At 71.1% G+C, this 14,319-nt stretch carries 13 protein-coding genes; 4 read left to right on the top strand and 9 right to left on the bottom strand.

What is annotated here, in order from left to right:
* Positions 1 to 37 precede the first annotated feature (37 nt).
* The gene (locus ABD987_RS27360; protein WP_345399728.1) at positions 38 to 1,441 is read right to left on the bottom strand and encodes a sulfatase family protein; all 1,404 of its coding nucleotides are present in this window, start codon (positions 1,439 to 1,441) and stop codon (positions 38 to 40) included.
* A 125-nt stretch (positions 1,442 to 1,566) separates the two neighbouring features.
* Entirely contained in the window at positions 1,567 to 2,328 is a 762-nt protein-coding gene (locus ABD987_RS27355; protein WP_345399725.1) for an acyltransferase, read from the bottom strand.
* A gap of 106 nt (positions 2,329 to 2,434) precedes the next feature.
* On the opposite strand from ABD987_RS27355, the gene ABD987_RS27350 reads away from it, so the two are divergent.
* Positions 2,435 to 3,397 (top strand): nucleoside hydrolase, encoded by a 963-nt coding sequence (locus ABD987_RS27350; RefSeq protein ID WP_345399722.1) that lies wholly within the window; start codon positions 2,435 to 2,437, stop codon positions 3,395 to 3,397.
* Positions 3,394 to 4,575, top strand: coding sequence for a C40 family peptidase (locus ABD987_RS27345; protein WP_378214400.1), 1,182 nt, complete (start codon positions 3,394 to 3,396; stop codon positions 4,573 to 4,575). The genes ABD987_RS27350 and ABD987_RS27345 overlap by 4 nt, the downstream gene beginning before the upstream one ends.
* Before the next feature lie 174 nt (positions 4,576 to 4,749).
* On the opposite strand, the gene ABD987_RS27340 is transcribed toward ABD987_RS27345, so the two are convergent.
* The 5 genes from ABD987_RS27340 to ABD987_RS27320 all read right to left on the bottom strand — a co-directional run bounded on the left by ABD987_RS27340 (position 4,750) and on the right by ABD987_RS27320 (position 9,871).
* A complete protein-coding gene (locus tag ABD987_RS27340; protein ID WP_345399719.1) occupies positions 4,750 to 5,814 on the bottom strand; it encodes an aldo/keto reductase in 1,065 nt (354 codons plus the stop codon).
* 138 nt (positions 5,815 to 5,952) lie between these two features.
* A complete protein-coding gene (locus ABD987_RS27335; protein WP_345399716.1) occupies positions 5,953 to 8,343 on the bottom strand; it encodes an ATP-binding cassette domain-containing protein in 2,391 nt (796 codons plus the stop codon).
* Between the two features lie 111 nt (positions 8,344 to 8,454).
* Positions 8,455 to 8,865 carry a VOC family protein gene (locus ABD987_RS27330; protein WP_345399713.1) on the bottom strand — a complete coding sequence of 137 codons (411 nt, stop codon included), beginning with the start codon at positions 8,863 to 8,865 and terminating at the stop codon, positions 8,455 to 8,457.
* Positions 8,866 to 8,875: 10 nt separating this feature from the next.
* The gene (locus ABD987_RS27325; protein WP_345399710.1) at positions 8,876 to 9,316 is read right to left on the bottom strand and encodes a helix-turn-helix transcriptional regulator; all 441 of its coding nucleotides are present in this window, start codon (positions 9,314 to 9,316) and stop codon (positions 8,876 to 8,878) included.
* A gap of 96 nt (positions 9,317 to 9,412) precedes the next feature.
* Positions 9,413 to 9,871, bottom strand: coding sequence for a MarR family winged helix-turn-helix transcriptional regulator (locus ABD987_RS27320; protein ID WP_345399707.1), 459 nt, complete (start codon positions 9,869 to 9,871; stop codon positions 9,413 to 9,415).
* A gap of 90 nt (positions 9,872 to 9,961) precedes the next feature.
* Between ABD987_RS27320 and ABD987_RS27315 the strand changes: the two genes are divergently transcribed.
* The gene (locus ABD987_RS27315) at positions 9,962 to 11,110 is read left to right on the top strand and encodes an MFS transporter (protein ID WP_345399704.1); all 1,149 of its coding nucleotides are present in this window, start codon (positions 9,962 to 9,964) and stop codon (positions 11,108 to 11,110) included.
* 8 nt (positions 11,111 to 11,118) lie between these two features.
* A complete protein-coding gene (locus ABD987_RS27310; RefSeq protein WP_345399701.1) occupies positions 11,119 to 12,147 on the top strand; it encodes an alpha/beta hydrolase in 1,029 nt (342 codons plus the stop codon).
* Positions 12,148 to 12,151: 4 nt separating this feature from the next.
* On the opposite strand, the gene ABD987_RS27305 is transcribed toward ABD987_RS27310, so the two are convergent.
* Together ABD987_RS27305 and ABD987_RS27300 are read right to left on the bottom strand one after the other, a co-directional pair.
* Positions 12,152 to 12,433: a hypothetical protein gene (locus tag ABD987_RS27305; protein ID WP_345399698.1), complete on the bottom strand. Its 282-nt coding sequence runs from the start codon at positions 12,431 to 12,433 to the stop codon at positions 12,152 to 12,154.
* Positions 12,434 to 12,572: 139 nt separating this feature from the next.
* The gene (locus ABD987_RS27300; protein ID WP_345399695.1) at positions 12,573 to 14,204 is read right to left on the bottom strand and encodes a choice-of-anchor A family protein; all 1,632 of its coding nucleotides are present in this window, start codon (positions 14,202 to 14,204) and stop codon (positions 12,573 to 12,575) included.
* Positions 14,205 to 14,319: the final 115 nt, after the last annotated feature.

Raw genomic sequence — 14,319 nt, 5'->3', positions numbered from 1 at the left:
CCCAGCCTGGTGTGACACCGCCCGGCGTGTGGGGCGTTCAGCGCGGATAGCGCAGCAGGCCGGAGTCGACCTTCTCCCAGGCCGCCCGCAGCTCCGTCAGCCGGGACGCCTCGGCACGCGCGAGGTTCGCCTGTTCACGGGGATCACGCACGACGTGGAAGAGCTGGTCGGCGCCCTCCGGTGTCCGGTGGTACTTCCACGGACCGCGGCGCAGCGCCCGTTCGGCGCGGGTCCGCCAGAACAGGTCGTGCGTGGGCGGTTTCCGGCCACGCAGGAGGTACCCGGCGAGGCTGTGCCCGTCGAGGGGATACCGGGTATCCACCTTCGCGCCCGCGATTTCGAGCAGGGTCGCGGTCCAGTCGGGGGACACGACGGGGACGTCGCTGACCTGGCGCGGCCGGATCGCGGCCGGCCAGCGCAGGATCGTCGGGACGCGGATGCCGCCCTCCTGGAGCCCGAACTTCCCGCCCGACAGCGGCCACTGGTAGGACCATCGTTCGCCGCCGTTGTCACTGGCGAACAACACCAGCGTGTCCTCGAAACGGCCACGGGCACGCAGCGCGTCGAGCACGACGCCGATCGCGCTGTCGAGGTGTTCGACCATCTTCCGGTAGGTCTCCAGTGAACCGCCGTCCGCGTGCGACAGCACGCCCTGCTCCCCCGCCCGGATCCGCGCGCTGAGCGCGTCGCTCACGGCTTTGTCGTCGCGGGTTTCCCACGGCCAGTGCGGAGTGGTGAAGTTGAGGTTGAGCAGCCACGGCCGGTCGTGGTCGCGGCGCACGTACTCGACCGCTCGTTCGGTGATGATGTCGGTGTAGTAGCGCAGGTCGGCGTACTCGACCTCGCCCTCGTACAGATCGTGGCGGCCGGCGCCGTCGAGTTTCGAGAAGTAGTCGATCGCGCCGCCGAAGTTGCCGAAGAACTCCTGCCAGCCGGCCCGGGTCGGGCTGAACCACGGCAGATAGCCGCAGTGCCATTTGCCGATCAACGCCGTCGAGTACCCGGCGTCGAGCAGGAGTGACGCGAGGGTCGGGTGCTCGTGCGGGATTCCTTCGAGCTCGTTCGGCGACGCGATCGGCTCGGCGAGACCACCGCGCAGCCGTCCCGGATAGCGGCCGGTGTAAAGGCTGAACCGCGTCGGTGAGCAGGTCGCGGAGCCCGAATAGGCGTCGGTGAAGCGGACACCCTCGCGGGCGAGCCGGTCGAGGTTCGGGGTACGGATGTGCGGGGAGCCGTAGCTGGACAGATCCGCCCAGCCCAGATCGTCGCCGAGGATCACCAGCAGGTTGGGCCTGCGCGCCGGCCGTCCCGGGGCCGCCCGGAACGGCTGTTCGTCGCCGTTTTCCGCCGACGCCGTCCCGGCCGTGGCGAGGACACCCGCGCCGGTCGCCCCGAGCAACGTCCCGAAAGCCCGCCGCGAAAGTCCCGCGGACTCGTCCATCTTGCCCTCCCACTGTCCGGCGCGGTCCGGCGCTGTCCGGCTTTTCGCGCGTCGAGCAGGAGTTTTTCGGTCGTCGCCAAAAAACGGCAACGACGTTCAAGCCGTGGGACGGCTTGCCGGACCGGTCAGGTACCGGACTCGTCGAGGGTTTTCTGCAGCGCTTTGTTCGCCTTGCGCGCCATGTCGGCGACGGCCTCGCGGCGCGCGGCGTCGGCGGCGTAGTCGTCCTGCCGGTTGCGCACGACGCGAGCGGGCGAGCCGACGGCGATCGAGTAGTCCGGGATGTCGCCGCGCACCACCGCGTGCGCCCCCAGCACGCAGCCGCGTCCGACACGGGTGCCCTTCAGCACGCTGACCTTGGTGCCGATCCAGGTGTCCGGGCCGATCCGGACCGGGGACTTCACGATGCCCTGGTCCTTGATCGGCAGCGTGATGTCGGTGGTGACATGGTCGAAGTCGCAGATGTACACCCAGTCCGCGACGAGCGTCGCCGAGCCGAGCTCGACGTCCAGGTAGCCGTTGATCACGTTCTGCCGCCCGAAGACGGCCTTGTCGCCGATCCGCAGCGATCCCTCGTGACAGCGGATGGCGTTGCCGTCGCCGATGTGCACCCAGCGGCCGATCTCCATCCGGCCGAACCCGGGACGGCAGTGGATCTCCACGTTCTTCCCGAGGAACACCATGCCCCGCAGGATGATGTGCGGGTTCGCGAGCCGGAACCTGAGCAGCCGCCAGTACCGCACCAGATACCAAGGTGTGTACGCGCGGTTACGCAGCACCCAGCGCAGCGAATCGGCGGTCAGGAACCTCGCCTGCCGCGGGTCGCGCCGGGCCTGGCGCCAGGCCCGCACCCGTGACAGTGCCGGCGCACCCCACATCGACGTCATGCATGGAATCTAACAGCGGCGCGAAGCGCCTCCCTTGAGGGCGGTGGCGGGGAGGAAGGCGGTGCGTAACCTGTGAACGGACGCCCGACACACGCAAGGGGAGCTGATGGGAACGAAGCTGATCATCGACACCGACCCGGGTGTCGACGACGCTTTCGCGATCGCGCTGGCCGCGGTGTCGGCCGATGTCGAGCTGCTGGGGGTGACCACCGTGTTCGGCAACGTGCCGCTGGCCTCGACGACGGCGAACGCCCGGCGGCTGCTGCAGCTGTGCGGCAGGCCGGACGTCCCGGTCGCGGCCGGCGCCGCGCGCCCGCTGGTCCACCGGAACCCGCACACCGCCGCGTTCGTGCACGGCGCGGACGGGCTGTCCGGGCGGTCCTCGACGCTGCCGGAGGCCACCCGGCCGCTCGAAAGCGGCGACGCGGTGAGCCTGCTGGTGTCGTTGCTGGAGGCCGCCGACGAACCGGTGACGATCGCGCCGATCGGACCGCTCACGAACATCGCGGCGCTGCTCGCCGCGCATCCCGGCGTCCGGGAGAAGATCGCGCGGATCGTGATCATGGGCGGCGGCGTCGAGCGCGGCAACAGCACCGCCGCCGCCGAGTTCAACATCTGGAGCGACCCCGAGGCCGCGCGTCGTGTGCTCGCCGAAGACGACGTCCCGTGTGCCCTGGTGCCGCTCGACATCACCCACCGGTGCGCGATCGACCGCGACTGGCTGGCGAAGCTCGCCGCCTCCGGGCCGCTCGGCGCGACGCTGGAGGGCCTGACCGCGGACTACACCGCCTACTACAGCCGCGTACTCGGCTTCGACGGGATGGTCATGCACGACGCCGTCGCCGTGGCCGAGGCGATCAGCCCCGGAATCCTGCGGACCGAGCCGTACCCGGTGAACGTCGATTGCGGCGCCGGGCCGGCCCGGGGGATGACGGTCGTGGACCGTCGCAGGCTCAGCCGCGACGATCCGGAGGCCAGTCCGGGCAGGACGGTCGAGGTGGCCGTCGACACGGACCTCGGCACGCTGCGGCAGTTCGTGCTCGACCGGCTGTCCGGAGGCCCGCGATGACGACCTCGCCGGAGCCGTCCGAACCCGCCGCCGAGGCCGGGGACTCCGCCCGGCGGGAGCCGGGCGCGGCGAGACCGTCGCGCCGTCGCCGGATCGTGGTCATCGCGGCGACGGTGGCCGTCGCGGCGGGCGCGGTCGTGGCGGCCGTCCAGCTGTCGCCGGAGGACCAGCCGCTCCCGTCGGCCGCCGCCGTCACCTCCTCGGCGTCGCCGAGCCCGAGTCCGGCACCGCCGCCGCCCCAGGAAGCGCCGAAGGCGCCCCCGCAGGCACCGAGCGAGTTCGACGCGTGGGTGTCGCGGACGAGCCAGTGGCTCGACATCCCGCTGCGGGCGATGACGGGCTACGCCAAGGCGACGGTGACACTGGGCAAGGAGACCCCGGGCTGTCACCTCTCCTGGGTGACGCTGGCGGCGCTGGGCAAGGTCACCAGTGACCACGGCCGCGCCAAGGGCGGCACGATCGGTGCCGACGGGACCATGAGCGCGCCGATCGGCACCATCGACGTCCGCGACTTCTACGACCGGGTCGTCTCGACGGCGAACGCGAGCGGGCCGATGCAGCTGTCCCCGGCGGTCTGGGGCAGGTGGCAGCGATCGGCGGCGGGCGGCACCCCGAACACCCAGAACATCGACGACGCCGCGCTCACCACCGGCCGGGCGCTGTGCGCCGAGGGCCGTGACCTCTCCCAGGGCCAGACCTGGTGGAACGCGGTGGGTTCGGTGCAGGCCGCACCGCTGTACCTGCACCGCACGCTGGCGACGGTGAACGTCTACGGCACGGTCGGGCAGCAGGACAAGGCCCCGAATCCGGCCGTGCTCAGCGCGGTCAACTTCGCCATCGACAAGATCGGCCTCCCCTACGTGTGGGGTGGTAACGGCACCGGCGGCCGCGACCCCGGTTTCGACTGCTCGGGGCTGACCACGGCGGCGTACGGCAGCGCGGGGATCAAGCTGATGCGCACCGCCGACACCCAGTACCGCAGTGTGAAACGGGTCGACGAACCGGCGCTGGGCGACCTGATCTTCTACGGCAGCCCGGGCACCGAGATCCACCACGTCGGGCTCTACATCGGCAACCAGCAGATGATCGACGCGCCGACCGAGGGGCAGGCGGTGCAGGTACACCCCTACCGCAAACCGGGCGACGACTACGCGGGCGCGGGCCGCCCGACTGCTTGACCCTGTGCGGTCAGGGTCAGGCGACGGGCTTCGGGACCGGGCGGGCAGGCGACCACGCGATCAGCCCCGGGCGAGTTCGTCCCTCGGCGCGCGACGGTTCGCGGAGCGGCGCCGGCCTCCCCAGCCTGTCGGCGCGCCCGTCGTCGCAGGCCAGCACGAGGCGCCGGTACGCCGTCAGGCGTAGCGGTCGTTGTCGTTGACCGGGCGACGGGAGGCGCGCCGACGGTCGGTGACCTGCCGCCACTGGTCGCCGTAGACGAGGCCGATCATGTCCTCTCCCGCCATGACGTCGTGGGGAAAGCCGAGCTCGGGGGCGCTGACCTCGTCGAGCCGCCGCAGGACGTCGTCGTCGAGGATGACGTCGGCGGCACCGAGGTTCGCGGTCAGCTGTCGCTCACTGGTGGCGCCGAGCAGCGGGATGACGGTGCCGGGCCGGGCGCGCAGCCAGGCGAACGCGACCTGCGCAGGAGTCCAGCCACCGGCCTCGGCCACCGCGACGACCTCACGCACCAGGTGATCGCCACGTTCCCCGCTGAAGTCCCAGCCGCCGCGGGTCAGCCTGCCTTCCGCGCCGTCGAGGTACTTTCCGGTCAGCCGTCCCTCGGCGAGCGGGCCCCACGCGACGATCGCGAGATCGTGGGCCCGCGCCATGGGGGTCAGCTCGGACTCGACCGAGCGGGCCAGCAGGTTGTAGCGCAGCTGGACGCCGACGAACGGCGACCAGCCACGCAGCTCGGCGAGCGTGTTCGCCTGCGCGATCTCCCACGCGGGCCAGTCCGAGACGCCGACGTGCAGCACCTTGCCCGCCCGGACCTGGTCGTCCAGCGCCCGCATCAGCTCCGGCAGCGGGGTGAGCGTGTCGCGGGCGTGCACCCAGAGGACATCGACGTAGTCGGTGTCCAGGCGGCGCAGGCTCGCCTCGAGCGAGGTGACCAGGTTCTTGCGGTGGTTGCCCGCCGTGTTCGGGTCGCCCGGCGTGGTCTGCAGGGTGTACTTCGTCGCGAGCACGAACCGGTCGCGACGGCCCCGCAGGGCCCGGCCGATGATCGACTCGGAAACGCCGCCGGTGTAAGCGTTCGCGGTGTCGATGAAGTTTCCGCCCGCGTCCGCGAAAATCTCCAGCATCCGGGTGCTGGTCTCCGGCGCGGCGCCCCATCCCCAGTCCTCGCCGAAGGTCATAGTGCCGAGCGCGAATTCGGAAACGCGAACGCCGGAACGGCCGAGAAGCGTGTAGCGCATGAAAGTCCTTTGTGGCCGGTACTGCCCAGGAGTGTGACGAGGTTTCGCCCCTCACGCCCCACGCTGACGTAGCCGGCGGGCGGTAACCAGGCCGCGGGGTTCCCGGGTGCGCCCCACCCAGGAACCCCAGGACCACGATCAGGCGCCGACGTAGTCCGCGAGGTGCTCGCCGGTGAGGGTGTTCCGGGCGGCGACGAGCTCGGCGGGGGTGCCCTCGAAGACGACCCGGCCGCCGTCGTGACCCGCGCCGGGACCGAGGTCGATGATCCAGTCGGCGTGCGCCATGACCGCCTGGTGGTGCTCGATCACGAGCACCGACTTGCCCGCCTCGACCAGCCGGTCGAGCAGGCCGAGCAGCTGTTCGACGTCGGCGAGGTGCAGCCCGGTGGTCGGCTCGTCGAGGACGTAGACACCGCCCTTTTCGCCCATGTGGGTGGCCAGCTTGAGCCGCTGCCGCTCGCCGCCGGACAGGGTGGTGAGCGGCTGGCCGAGCCGGAGGTAGCCGAGCCCGACGTCGGCCAGGTGCGTCAGGATCCGGTGCGCCGCCGGGGTTTTCGCCTCGCCGTCGCCGAAGAACCGCTCGGCCTCGGCCACCGACATCCCGAGCACCTCGCTGATGTCACGGCCCCCGAACCGGTACTCCAGCACCGACGCGTCGAATCGCTTCCCTTCGCACACTTCGCAGGTCGTGGAGACCCCGGCCATCATCCCCAGGTCGGTGTAGACGACACCGGCGCCGTTGCAGTTCGGGCAGGCGCCCTCGGAGTTCGCGCTGAACAACGCCGGCTTCACGTTGTTGGCCTTGGCGAACGCCTTGCGGATCGGGTCGAGCAGCCCGGTGTAGGTCGCCGGGTTGCTGCGCCGTGAGCCGCGGATCGGGGTCTGGTCGACGGCCACAACTCCGTCGCGGCCCGACACCGAGCCGTGGATCAGCGAGCTCTTGCCGGAGCCCGCCACACCGGTGACGACCACCAGCACTCCGAGCGGGATGTCGACGTCGACGTCCTGGAGATTGTGGGTGTCCGCGCCGCGCACTTCGAGCTTGCCCGACGGCGTACGCACCGACGGCTTCAGCGCGGCGCGGTCGTCCAGGTGCTTGCCGGTGAGCGTGCCCGAGGCCCGGAGCCCGTCGACAGTGCCCTCGAAGACCACTTCGCCGCCCGCGGTGCCCGCTCGGGGGCCAAGGTCCACCACGTGGTCGGCGATCGCGATCGCCTCCGGCTTGTGCTCGACGACCAGCACGGTGTTTCCCTTGTCCCGCAACTGCCGCAGCAGGTCGTTCATGCGCTGGATGTCGTGCGGGTGCAGCCCGATGGTCGGCTCGTCGAAGACGTAGGTGACGTCGGTGAGCGACGAGCCGAGGTGCCGGATCATCTTGGTGCGCTGCGCCTCGCCGCCGGAAAGGGTGCCCGCCGGGCGATCGAGACTGAGGTAGCCGAGCCCGATCTCGACGAACGAGTCGAGCGTGTGCCGCAGGCTCGCCAGCAGCGGCGCCACCGACGGTTCCTTCAGCCCGCTCACCCAATCAGCGAGGTCGCTGATCTGCATGGCGCACGCGTCGGCGATGCTGATCTTCCCGATCTTCGACGAGCGGGCCAGCTCCGAAAGCCGAGTGCCCTCGCACTCGGGACAGACGGTGAAGGTGACCGCCCGCTCCACGAAGGCGCGGATGTGCGGTTGCAGGGAGTCGACGTCCTTGGACAGCATCGACTTCTGGATCTTCGGGATCAGTCCCTCGTAGGTCAGGTTGATGCCCTCGACCTTGATCTTGGTCGGCTCCTTGTGGACCAGGTCGAACAGCTGCTTCTTGGTGTACTTCTTGATCGGCTTGTCCGGGTCGAAGAAGCCGCTGCCGCGGAAGATGCGGCCGTACCAGCCGTCCATGCTGTAGCCGGGGATGAGCAGCGCGCCCTCGTTGAGCGACTTGTCCTCGTCGTACAGCGCGGTCAGGTCGATGTCGTTGACCGAGCCACGGCCCTCGCAGCGCGGGCACATGCCGCCGGTGACGCTGAAGCTGCGCCGCTCCTTCACCGTCTGCCCGGCGCGCTTCACGGTGACCGCGCCCGCGCCACTGATCGAGGCGACGTTGAAGGAGAACGCCTGCGGCGAGCCGATGTGTGGTTTCCCGAGCCTGCTGAACAGGATCCGCAGCATCGCGTTGGCGTCGGTGGCGGTACCGACCGTCGACCGCGGATCGGCGCCCATCCGCTGCTGGTCGACGATGATCGCGGTGGTCAGCCCGTCCAGGACGTCGACGTCGGGGCGGGCCAGCGTCGGCATGAAACCCTGCACGAAGGCGCTGTAGGTCTCGTTGATCAGCCGCTGCGACTCCGCCGCGATCGTGCTGAACACGAGCGAGCTCTTGCCCGAGCCGGAAACACCGGTGAACACCGTCAGCCGCCGCTTCGGCAGCTCGATGCTGACGTCCTTGAGGTTGTTCACGCGCGCGCCGTGCACCCGGATCAGGTCGTGGGTGTCGGCGGCGTGCGACGCGGGGGACGGCGCTGGTGTGTTCTTCCTCGTGGCCATGCTCGTGCTGTCTCTCTCTGTCGCTTGGGCCGCGGCAACGGTCCGCGGGGTGTTCTCGGTGCCCGGTGCCCCCGGGCCGGCGCCAGCCACCCGGCCGACGCCGGAGGAGGCTCAGGTCAGCTGCTGGATGCGGATCAGGTTGCCCGCGGGGTCGCGGAAGGCGCAGTCGCGGATCCCGTACGGCTGGTCGGTCGGCTCCTGGACGACCTCGGCGTCGCTCGCCTGCAGGCGTTCGAAAAGGCCGTCGAGATCCTTGGTGGCCAGGTTGACCGCGGCGTAGGTGCCCTTCGCCATCATCTCGGAGACGACGCGGCGCTCCTCGTCGGTGAGCCCGGGGAAGGCGGCGGGCGGCTGCAGGACGATCGAGGTGTCGGGCTGCCCGGGCGGGCCGATCGTGATCCACTGCATCCCGCCGTACTTGACGTTGTTGCGCACCTCGAAGCCGAGGGTGTCGCGGTAGAACGCCAGAGAGGCCTCCGGGTCGTCGTGCGGGAGGAAGCTCGCGTGAATGGTGATGTCCATGGCGGTCACGCTACGTGCGGCTCGGGGACGGCGCTTCTCGATTCCTGATCGGTCGGGTGACCTGCTTCGCGACACACGGCGGGATGCCCTCCGTCGCGCCCGCCGCCTCCCGCCGGTAGGCGCTGGGCGGCATGCCGACCAGCTCGGTGAACCGGGTGCTGAAGGTGCCCAGCGACGAGCAGCCGACCTCGAAGCAGACCTCGGTGACGCTCAGGTCGCCCCGGCGCAGCAGTGCCATCGCGCGCTCGATGCGGCGCGTCATCAGATAGGAGTACGGTGACTCTCCGTAGGCTCGCCGGAACTCGCGACTGAGGTGCCCGGCGGACATGTGCGCGTCCCTGGCGAGCGCCTCGACGTCGAGCGGCTGGGCGTACTCCCGGTCGATCCGGTCGCGGACGCGGCGCAACCGCGCGAGGTCGGTCAGGCGGTGGTCCGCGGCGGGTCTGCTCACCCGCGAAATCGTACGTCGCGCGATCGCCTCGCCAAACACACGACTTGGTGACGGCTCAGGCGTCCGGCCCCGGTCGTGGTCGCGGCCGGGCACGCGTCACGACGACGTCTTCCGCGCGTCCGGCTGGCCGTTCCCGTCCTCGACGAGCACCCCGAGCAGGCTCCGCAGCGTTTCCTGCTGCCGGGCGTCGAGCGAGGTCAGCGGCGATCGCGCGCTCAGCCGGTCGACCACGGCGGCCCTGCCGCGTTCGCCGGTGGCGGTGAGCACGATCTGCTTGGCCCGCCGGTCCCTCGGATGGGGACGACGTTCGACGAGCCCCTGCTCTTCGAGCCGGTCGAGCACGAATGTCGCGTTCGAGGCCTCGCAGGACATCCGGACGGCCAGCTCGCGCGCGGTGATCGGCTCGGACAGCTCGCGCAGCGCGACCGCCTGCGCCGGGGTGAGACCGAGTTCGTCGGCGACCCGGCGCACGTGCGTGTCGAGGGTCCGCGCGAACCGGTGCACCAGCTTGCACACGTCGCGATCGAGCTGGATCTCCACCGGCCGGTCCGCCATGGCCCCGAGTCTAGCCACAATGGTTCGAACTGTGATAGTTCTAGCTCGAATCATTCAAGCTGTAACCATTCTCGGTGATGGGGGTCCCCGATGCCACTGCCCGTTTTCGCGCTCATGCTCGTGGTCTTCGGCCTCACGACCGGTGAGTTCGTCCCCGCCGGGATCCTGCCGGACGTGGCCGAGGGTCTCGGCGTGCCGCTCTCCTCGGCGGGCCTGCTGACCTCGGCCTACGCCGCGGGCATGATCGTCGGCGGCCCGGTGGTCACCGTGCTGACCGCGCGACTGCCCCGGAAACCGCTCGTCGCCGGCCTGGTCGCGGTGTCCGTGCTCGGGAACGTGGCGTCCGCGCTGGCGCCGGGCTACGTCGTCCTCCTGGCGACGCGGTTCGCGGCGGGCCTGGTGGTGGCCACCTTCTTCGCGGTCGCCATCGCCATCTCGGTGTCCATGGCGCCCGAAGGGAAACAGGGCGCCACGGTGGCGCAGGTCGCGCTGGGCATGAACCTCGGCATCATCCTCGGCACCCCGATCGGCACGTTCGCCGGTCACCACCTCGGCTGGCGCGCCACCTTCGCGGTGGTCGCCGCGGTCACCGTCGCCGCGCTGGCGCTCGTGCTGCGGTTCGTGCCCGCCCGGCCCGCCGCCGCGACCGATCCGGTGCTCGCGGAACTCCGGGTGTTCGCCGGCCGCGACGTCCGGCTCGCGATCCTGCTCACCGCGGTCGGCAACCTGGGCGTCGTCACGGTCTTCACCTACCTCACCCCGCTGCTCACCGACGTCGGCGGGTTCTCCGCCGACGCGATTCCGGTGCTGCTGCTGGTTTACGGCGCGGGCGCGGTGCTCGGGAACTTCCTCGGCGGCAGGCTCGCCGACCGCGCGCCGCTGTCCTCGCTGGTCTGGCTACTCGCCGCGCTGGCCGTCGTGCTCGTGGCGTTCCGGCTCCTCGGCGGGACACCGGCGCCCGCGGCGATCCTGACCTTCGCGCTCGGCGCGCTGGCCTTCGCGCTCATCCCCGGCATGCAGACCAGGGTGCTGAGCACCGCGGCCGCCGCGCCCACCCTGGCCGTGGCGGTGAACGCGTCCGGCTTCCAGCTCGCCGCGGCGTTCGCGGGCTGGCTCGGCGGCGCACTGCTCACCGGGCCGGGACCGCGGGCGCTGCCGGTGGCGGGCGCGGTCCTCACCCTGGCGGGGCTGGGCCTCGCGGTGTCCATCGCCCGCGCCGAGCGACGCATCCGTGCTTGACTGGCCGTATGTTGCCCTGGGAAGCCGAACTCGCCGGCCGTCTCGACCGGCACGTCCTCGACTCCGCGCTGCTGCGCGACAACCCGCTCGGCGATCCGCACCGGCGCCCGCTGTGGGTGTACGTCCCGCCCGGCTACGACGAGGATCCCGGCGTCCGTTACCCCACGGTGTACGTCATCCAGGGCTACACCGGGCACGTGACGATGTGGGCGAACCGCACCCCGTTCCGCCGCCCGTTCCCCGAAACCGCCGACGCGGTCTTCGCCGAGGGCGCGGCGCCCGGCTGCGTCGTGGTCTACGTCGACGCGTGGACCCGCTACGGCGGCTCGCAGTTCGTCGACTCCCCCGGCACCGGCCGGTACCACTCGTACCTGTGCGACGAGGTCGTGCCGTGGGTGGACACGCACTACCGCACGATTCCAGACCGGGAGTCCCGGGCGATCACCGGCAAGTCCTCCGGCGGTTTCGGCGCGATGATCACCCCGATGCTGCGGCCGGACCTCTTCGGCGCGCTGGCCACCCACGCCGGCGACAGCCTGTACGAGCTGTGTTACCTGACCGACTTCGGCGACGCCGCGCGTGCCCTGCGCGACCACGACCACGACGTCACCCGCTGGTGGGCGGACTTCGAGTCGCGGACGGCGTTCACCCGCCCCGAGGATCCCCTGCTGCTGAACCTGTTCGGTGTCGCGGCGTGCTTTTCCGCCCGCGAGGACGGCACTCCCGAGCTGCCGTTCGACCCGCGGACCGGGGCGCCACGTCCCGAGTCGTGGCAGCGCTGGCTCGACTGGGACCCGGTGCGGATGGTGCCGCGGTACACCGAGGCGATCCGGTCGCTGCGGGCGGTGTGGATCGACGCGGGCACCCGCGACGAGTACTACCTCGATCTCGGCGCCGAAGCGTTCCGCGCCGAGATCGCGAAGGCGGGCCTGCCGGACGATCGGGTCCATTTCGAACTCTTCGACGCCGGGCACGCGGCCATCGAGTACCGCTACCCGCTCTCGCTCGCGTGGCTGGCCGGGCGGCTGGCGCGCTGAGCGGTCAGACCCGGCGCCTGAGCGCCAGCACGCCGTAGGCGCCGAAACCGAGGGTGCCCAGGCCACCGGCCACGACGAAGATCCAGTCGCGCCCGGTGTTCTCCGACGCCTGCTCGGTCATGCCGCGCGACTGACCGGAGGACACGCACCGATCGCCGGGACGCATCGTCTCGCCGCCGCAGGTCACTCCGCCCGGCGACGCCAGCGACACGATGCCGAGCACCAGCAGGAGGAGAGAGCCGAGGCCGAAAAGCCACAACCGGATCTGCGGCCAGTACTCCCGCATCGGGGCTCCCTTCGAGGTCTCACCCCGAAGTCAACCGGCTCGGTTCCGTTGGCAGGACGGGAAAACTGACCTCAGCGCGCCCAAGAAACGGGCCACCTCCCGGCGTACCGCCGGAAGGTGGCCCGATCGGACTCCCCGGTCAGGATTCGCGGCGCCCGCGGCGGATCGTCACCGCCACCAGCGCACCGCCGAGGGTCAGCAGGAGAAGACCGCCGATCAGCGCGCCGCGCAGGTCGGTACCGGTCGACGCCAGCGGCTGGTCACCGGAGGGACCACCACCGGTCCCGGTCCCCGGCCCCACACCCGGTCCCGGGGTCGTGCCGGTGGTCAGCCCGGGCGCGGGCGCGGTGCTGGACGTGCTGCTCGTGCCGGACGTCGTGGTCCCGCTCGTCGTCGAGCTGGTCGGCGCGGTGCTCGACGTGCTGCTGGAGGTGGTGCCGGACGTCGTGCCCGAGGTCGGCGTCGTGCTGGACGTGCCGGTGGTCGAGGTCGTCGGCGTGGTACTGGTCGTCGGGCTCGTCGACGTGGTGCTCGTCGTCGGAGTGGTCGACGTGGTCGAGGTCGTGCTCGTCGTCGGGCTCGTCGAGGTGGTGCTGGTGGTCGGCGTCGTCGACGTCGTGCTCGTCGTCGGCGTGGTGCTCGTCGACGACGTGCTGGTGGTGCTCGTCGTCGGAGTGGTCGAGGTCGTCGAGGTGGTCGGCGTCGTCGACGTGGTCGAAGTGGTCGGCGTCGTGCTGGTCGTCGACGTCGTGGGCGTGGTCGGGGTCGTGGTCCCCGGCGCGCCCGCGCAGTCGGGCAGGTCACCGGTGAACGGGTAGTTGTGGAACTCCTGGCCGCCACCGCCGCCGGCCGAGGTGTGCAGCAGCGAACCGGTGGTGAAGAACCGGCCGTTCATGCCGGGCACGCTGATCGTCGCGAGGCTGCCCGGGTTGCCGACCAGCACACTGCCCTGGAACTGCGCGCCACCGGCGATCTTCACACTGCTCGCGTCCGGGAAGTTCCACAGCAGCCGCTGCCGCAGCTTGTTGATCGGGTCGGCATCGCCGGGGTCACCGGTGTAGGTGTTGATCACGCGTGCGCCGCCGGTCATGTTGACCAGCACGGTGGCCCCGTCCGGAATGCCCTCGAACGCGATGCCCTGCATCCCGCCGCCTGCCCCGGCGATGTCGAAGTCCACATTGAACACCTGGAGCGCGGACTTGCCGTCGCCGGTGAACAGGGTCTGGTAGCCCTGGTTGACCGCCGTGCCGGTGGCGGGCCGCTGCCCGGCGTCCGGACGCGCGTAGCACTGGCTCGCCACCTGCAGTTCGGTGCGCAGGTTCAGGTAGGGCTTGGCCGCGTCCGGGTCCGCCACCGTCTTGCCGTCGACCGTCCCGGTCAGCGTTCCCCCGTGGCGGACGACGCCGCCCTCGGCGAGCAGCCGCTGCCCGGGGGCGATGCTCACGTTCCCGCCGGAGGTCAGGTAGTCGCCGCCGTCCGGCGGCGGCACCCGCGAGCCGACACCGGCCTCGCCGACGTTGTAGATGGCGGACGCGCCGGCGCGCTTCGCCATGTCGAAACCGCCGAGAATCACGACCCGGCCTTCGGCCTCCGCCGCCCCCTCACGCACCTGCATGTCGCCACCGACGAAAACGTTGATGCCGTTGTCGTGGCCGGCGACCGCGCCGTTGTTGACCGGGGGATACGGATTGGGGCAGTCACTGCCGACGCACGGGCCCAGCCCGCCCGGCAGAGGCGCGGCGACCGCGCCCGGAGTGACCACAATGGCCACCGCGCACACCGCGGCGGCAACACTGGCAGAGATCGAAGCAAACCGCCTTGCACGCATGCGTGAGATTCTTGTTCGGATCAATGGCGAACACCCAACCGGACGAGGGAAATACCCC

Origin of the sequence: Amycolatopsis samaneae, from assembly GCF_039541975.1 — a bacterium.
GTDB classification, from domain to species: domain Bacteria; phylum Actinomycetota; class Actinomycetes; order Mycobacteriales; family Pseudonocardiaceae; genus Amycolatopsis; species Amycolatopsis samaneae.
This window is presented reverse-complemented; position numbering and strand designations above follow the sequence as displayed.

What these genes read in the sequence shown, in the direction of transcription:
- ABD987_RS27335 (WP_345399716.1), bottom strand. Translation starts at nt 8,343, where the DNA reads ATGGCCACGAGGAAGAACACACCAGCGCCGTCCCCCGCGTCGCACGCC.
- ABD987_RS27315 (WP_345399704.1), top strand. Translation starts at nt 9,962, where the DNA reads ATGCCACTGCCCGTTTTCGCGCTCATGCTCGTGGTCTTCGGCCTCACG.
- ABD987_RS27360 (WP_345399728.1), bottom strand. Translation starts at nt 1,441, where the DNA reads ATGGACGAGTCCGCGGGACTTTCGCGGCGGGCTTTCGGGACGTTGCTC.
- ABD987_RS27340 (WP_345399719.1), bottom strand. Translation starts at nt 5,814, where the DNA reads ATGCGCTACACGCTTCTCGGCCGTTCCGGCGTTCGCGTTTCCGAATTC.
- ABD987_RS27310 (WP_345399701.1), top strand. Translation starts at nt 11,119, where the DNA reads ATGTTGCCCTGGGAAGCCGAACTCGCCGGCCGTCTCGACCGGCACGTC.
- ABD987_RS27345 (WP_378214400.1), top strand. Translation starts at nt 3,394, where the DNA reads ATGACGACCTCGCCGGAGCCGTCCGAACCCGCCGCCGAGGCCGGGGAC.
- ABD987_RS27355 (WP_345399725.1), bottom strand. Translation starts at nt 2,328, where the DNA reads ATGACGTCGATGTGGGGTGCGCCGGCACTGTCACGGGTGCGGGCCTGG.
- ABD987_RS27305 (WP_345399698.1), bottom strand. Translation starts at nt 12,433, where the DNA reads ATGCGGGAGTACTGGCCGCAGATCCGGTTGTGGCTTTTCGGCCTCGGC.
- ABD987_RS27320 (WP_345399707.1), bottom strand. Translation starts at nt 9,871, where the DNA reads ATGGCGGACCGGCCGGTGGAGATCCAGCTCGATCGCGACGTGTGCAAG.
- ABD987_RS27350 (WP_345399722.1), top strand. Translation starts at nt 2,435, where the DNA reads ATGGGAACGAAGCTGATCATCGACACCGACCCGGGTGTCGACGACGCT.
- ABD987_RS27330 (WP_345399713.1), bottom strand. Translation starts at nt 8,865, where the DNA reads ATGGACATCACCATTCACGCGAGCTTCCTCCCGCACGACGACCCGGAG.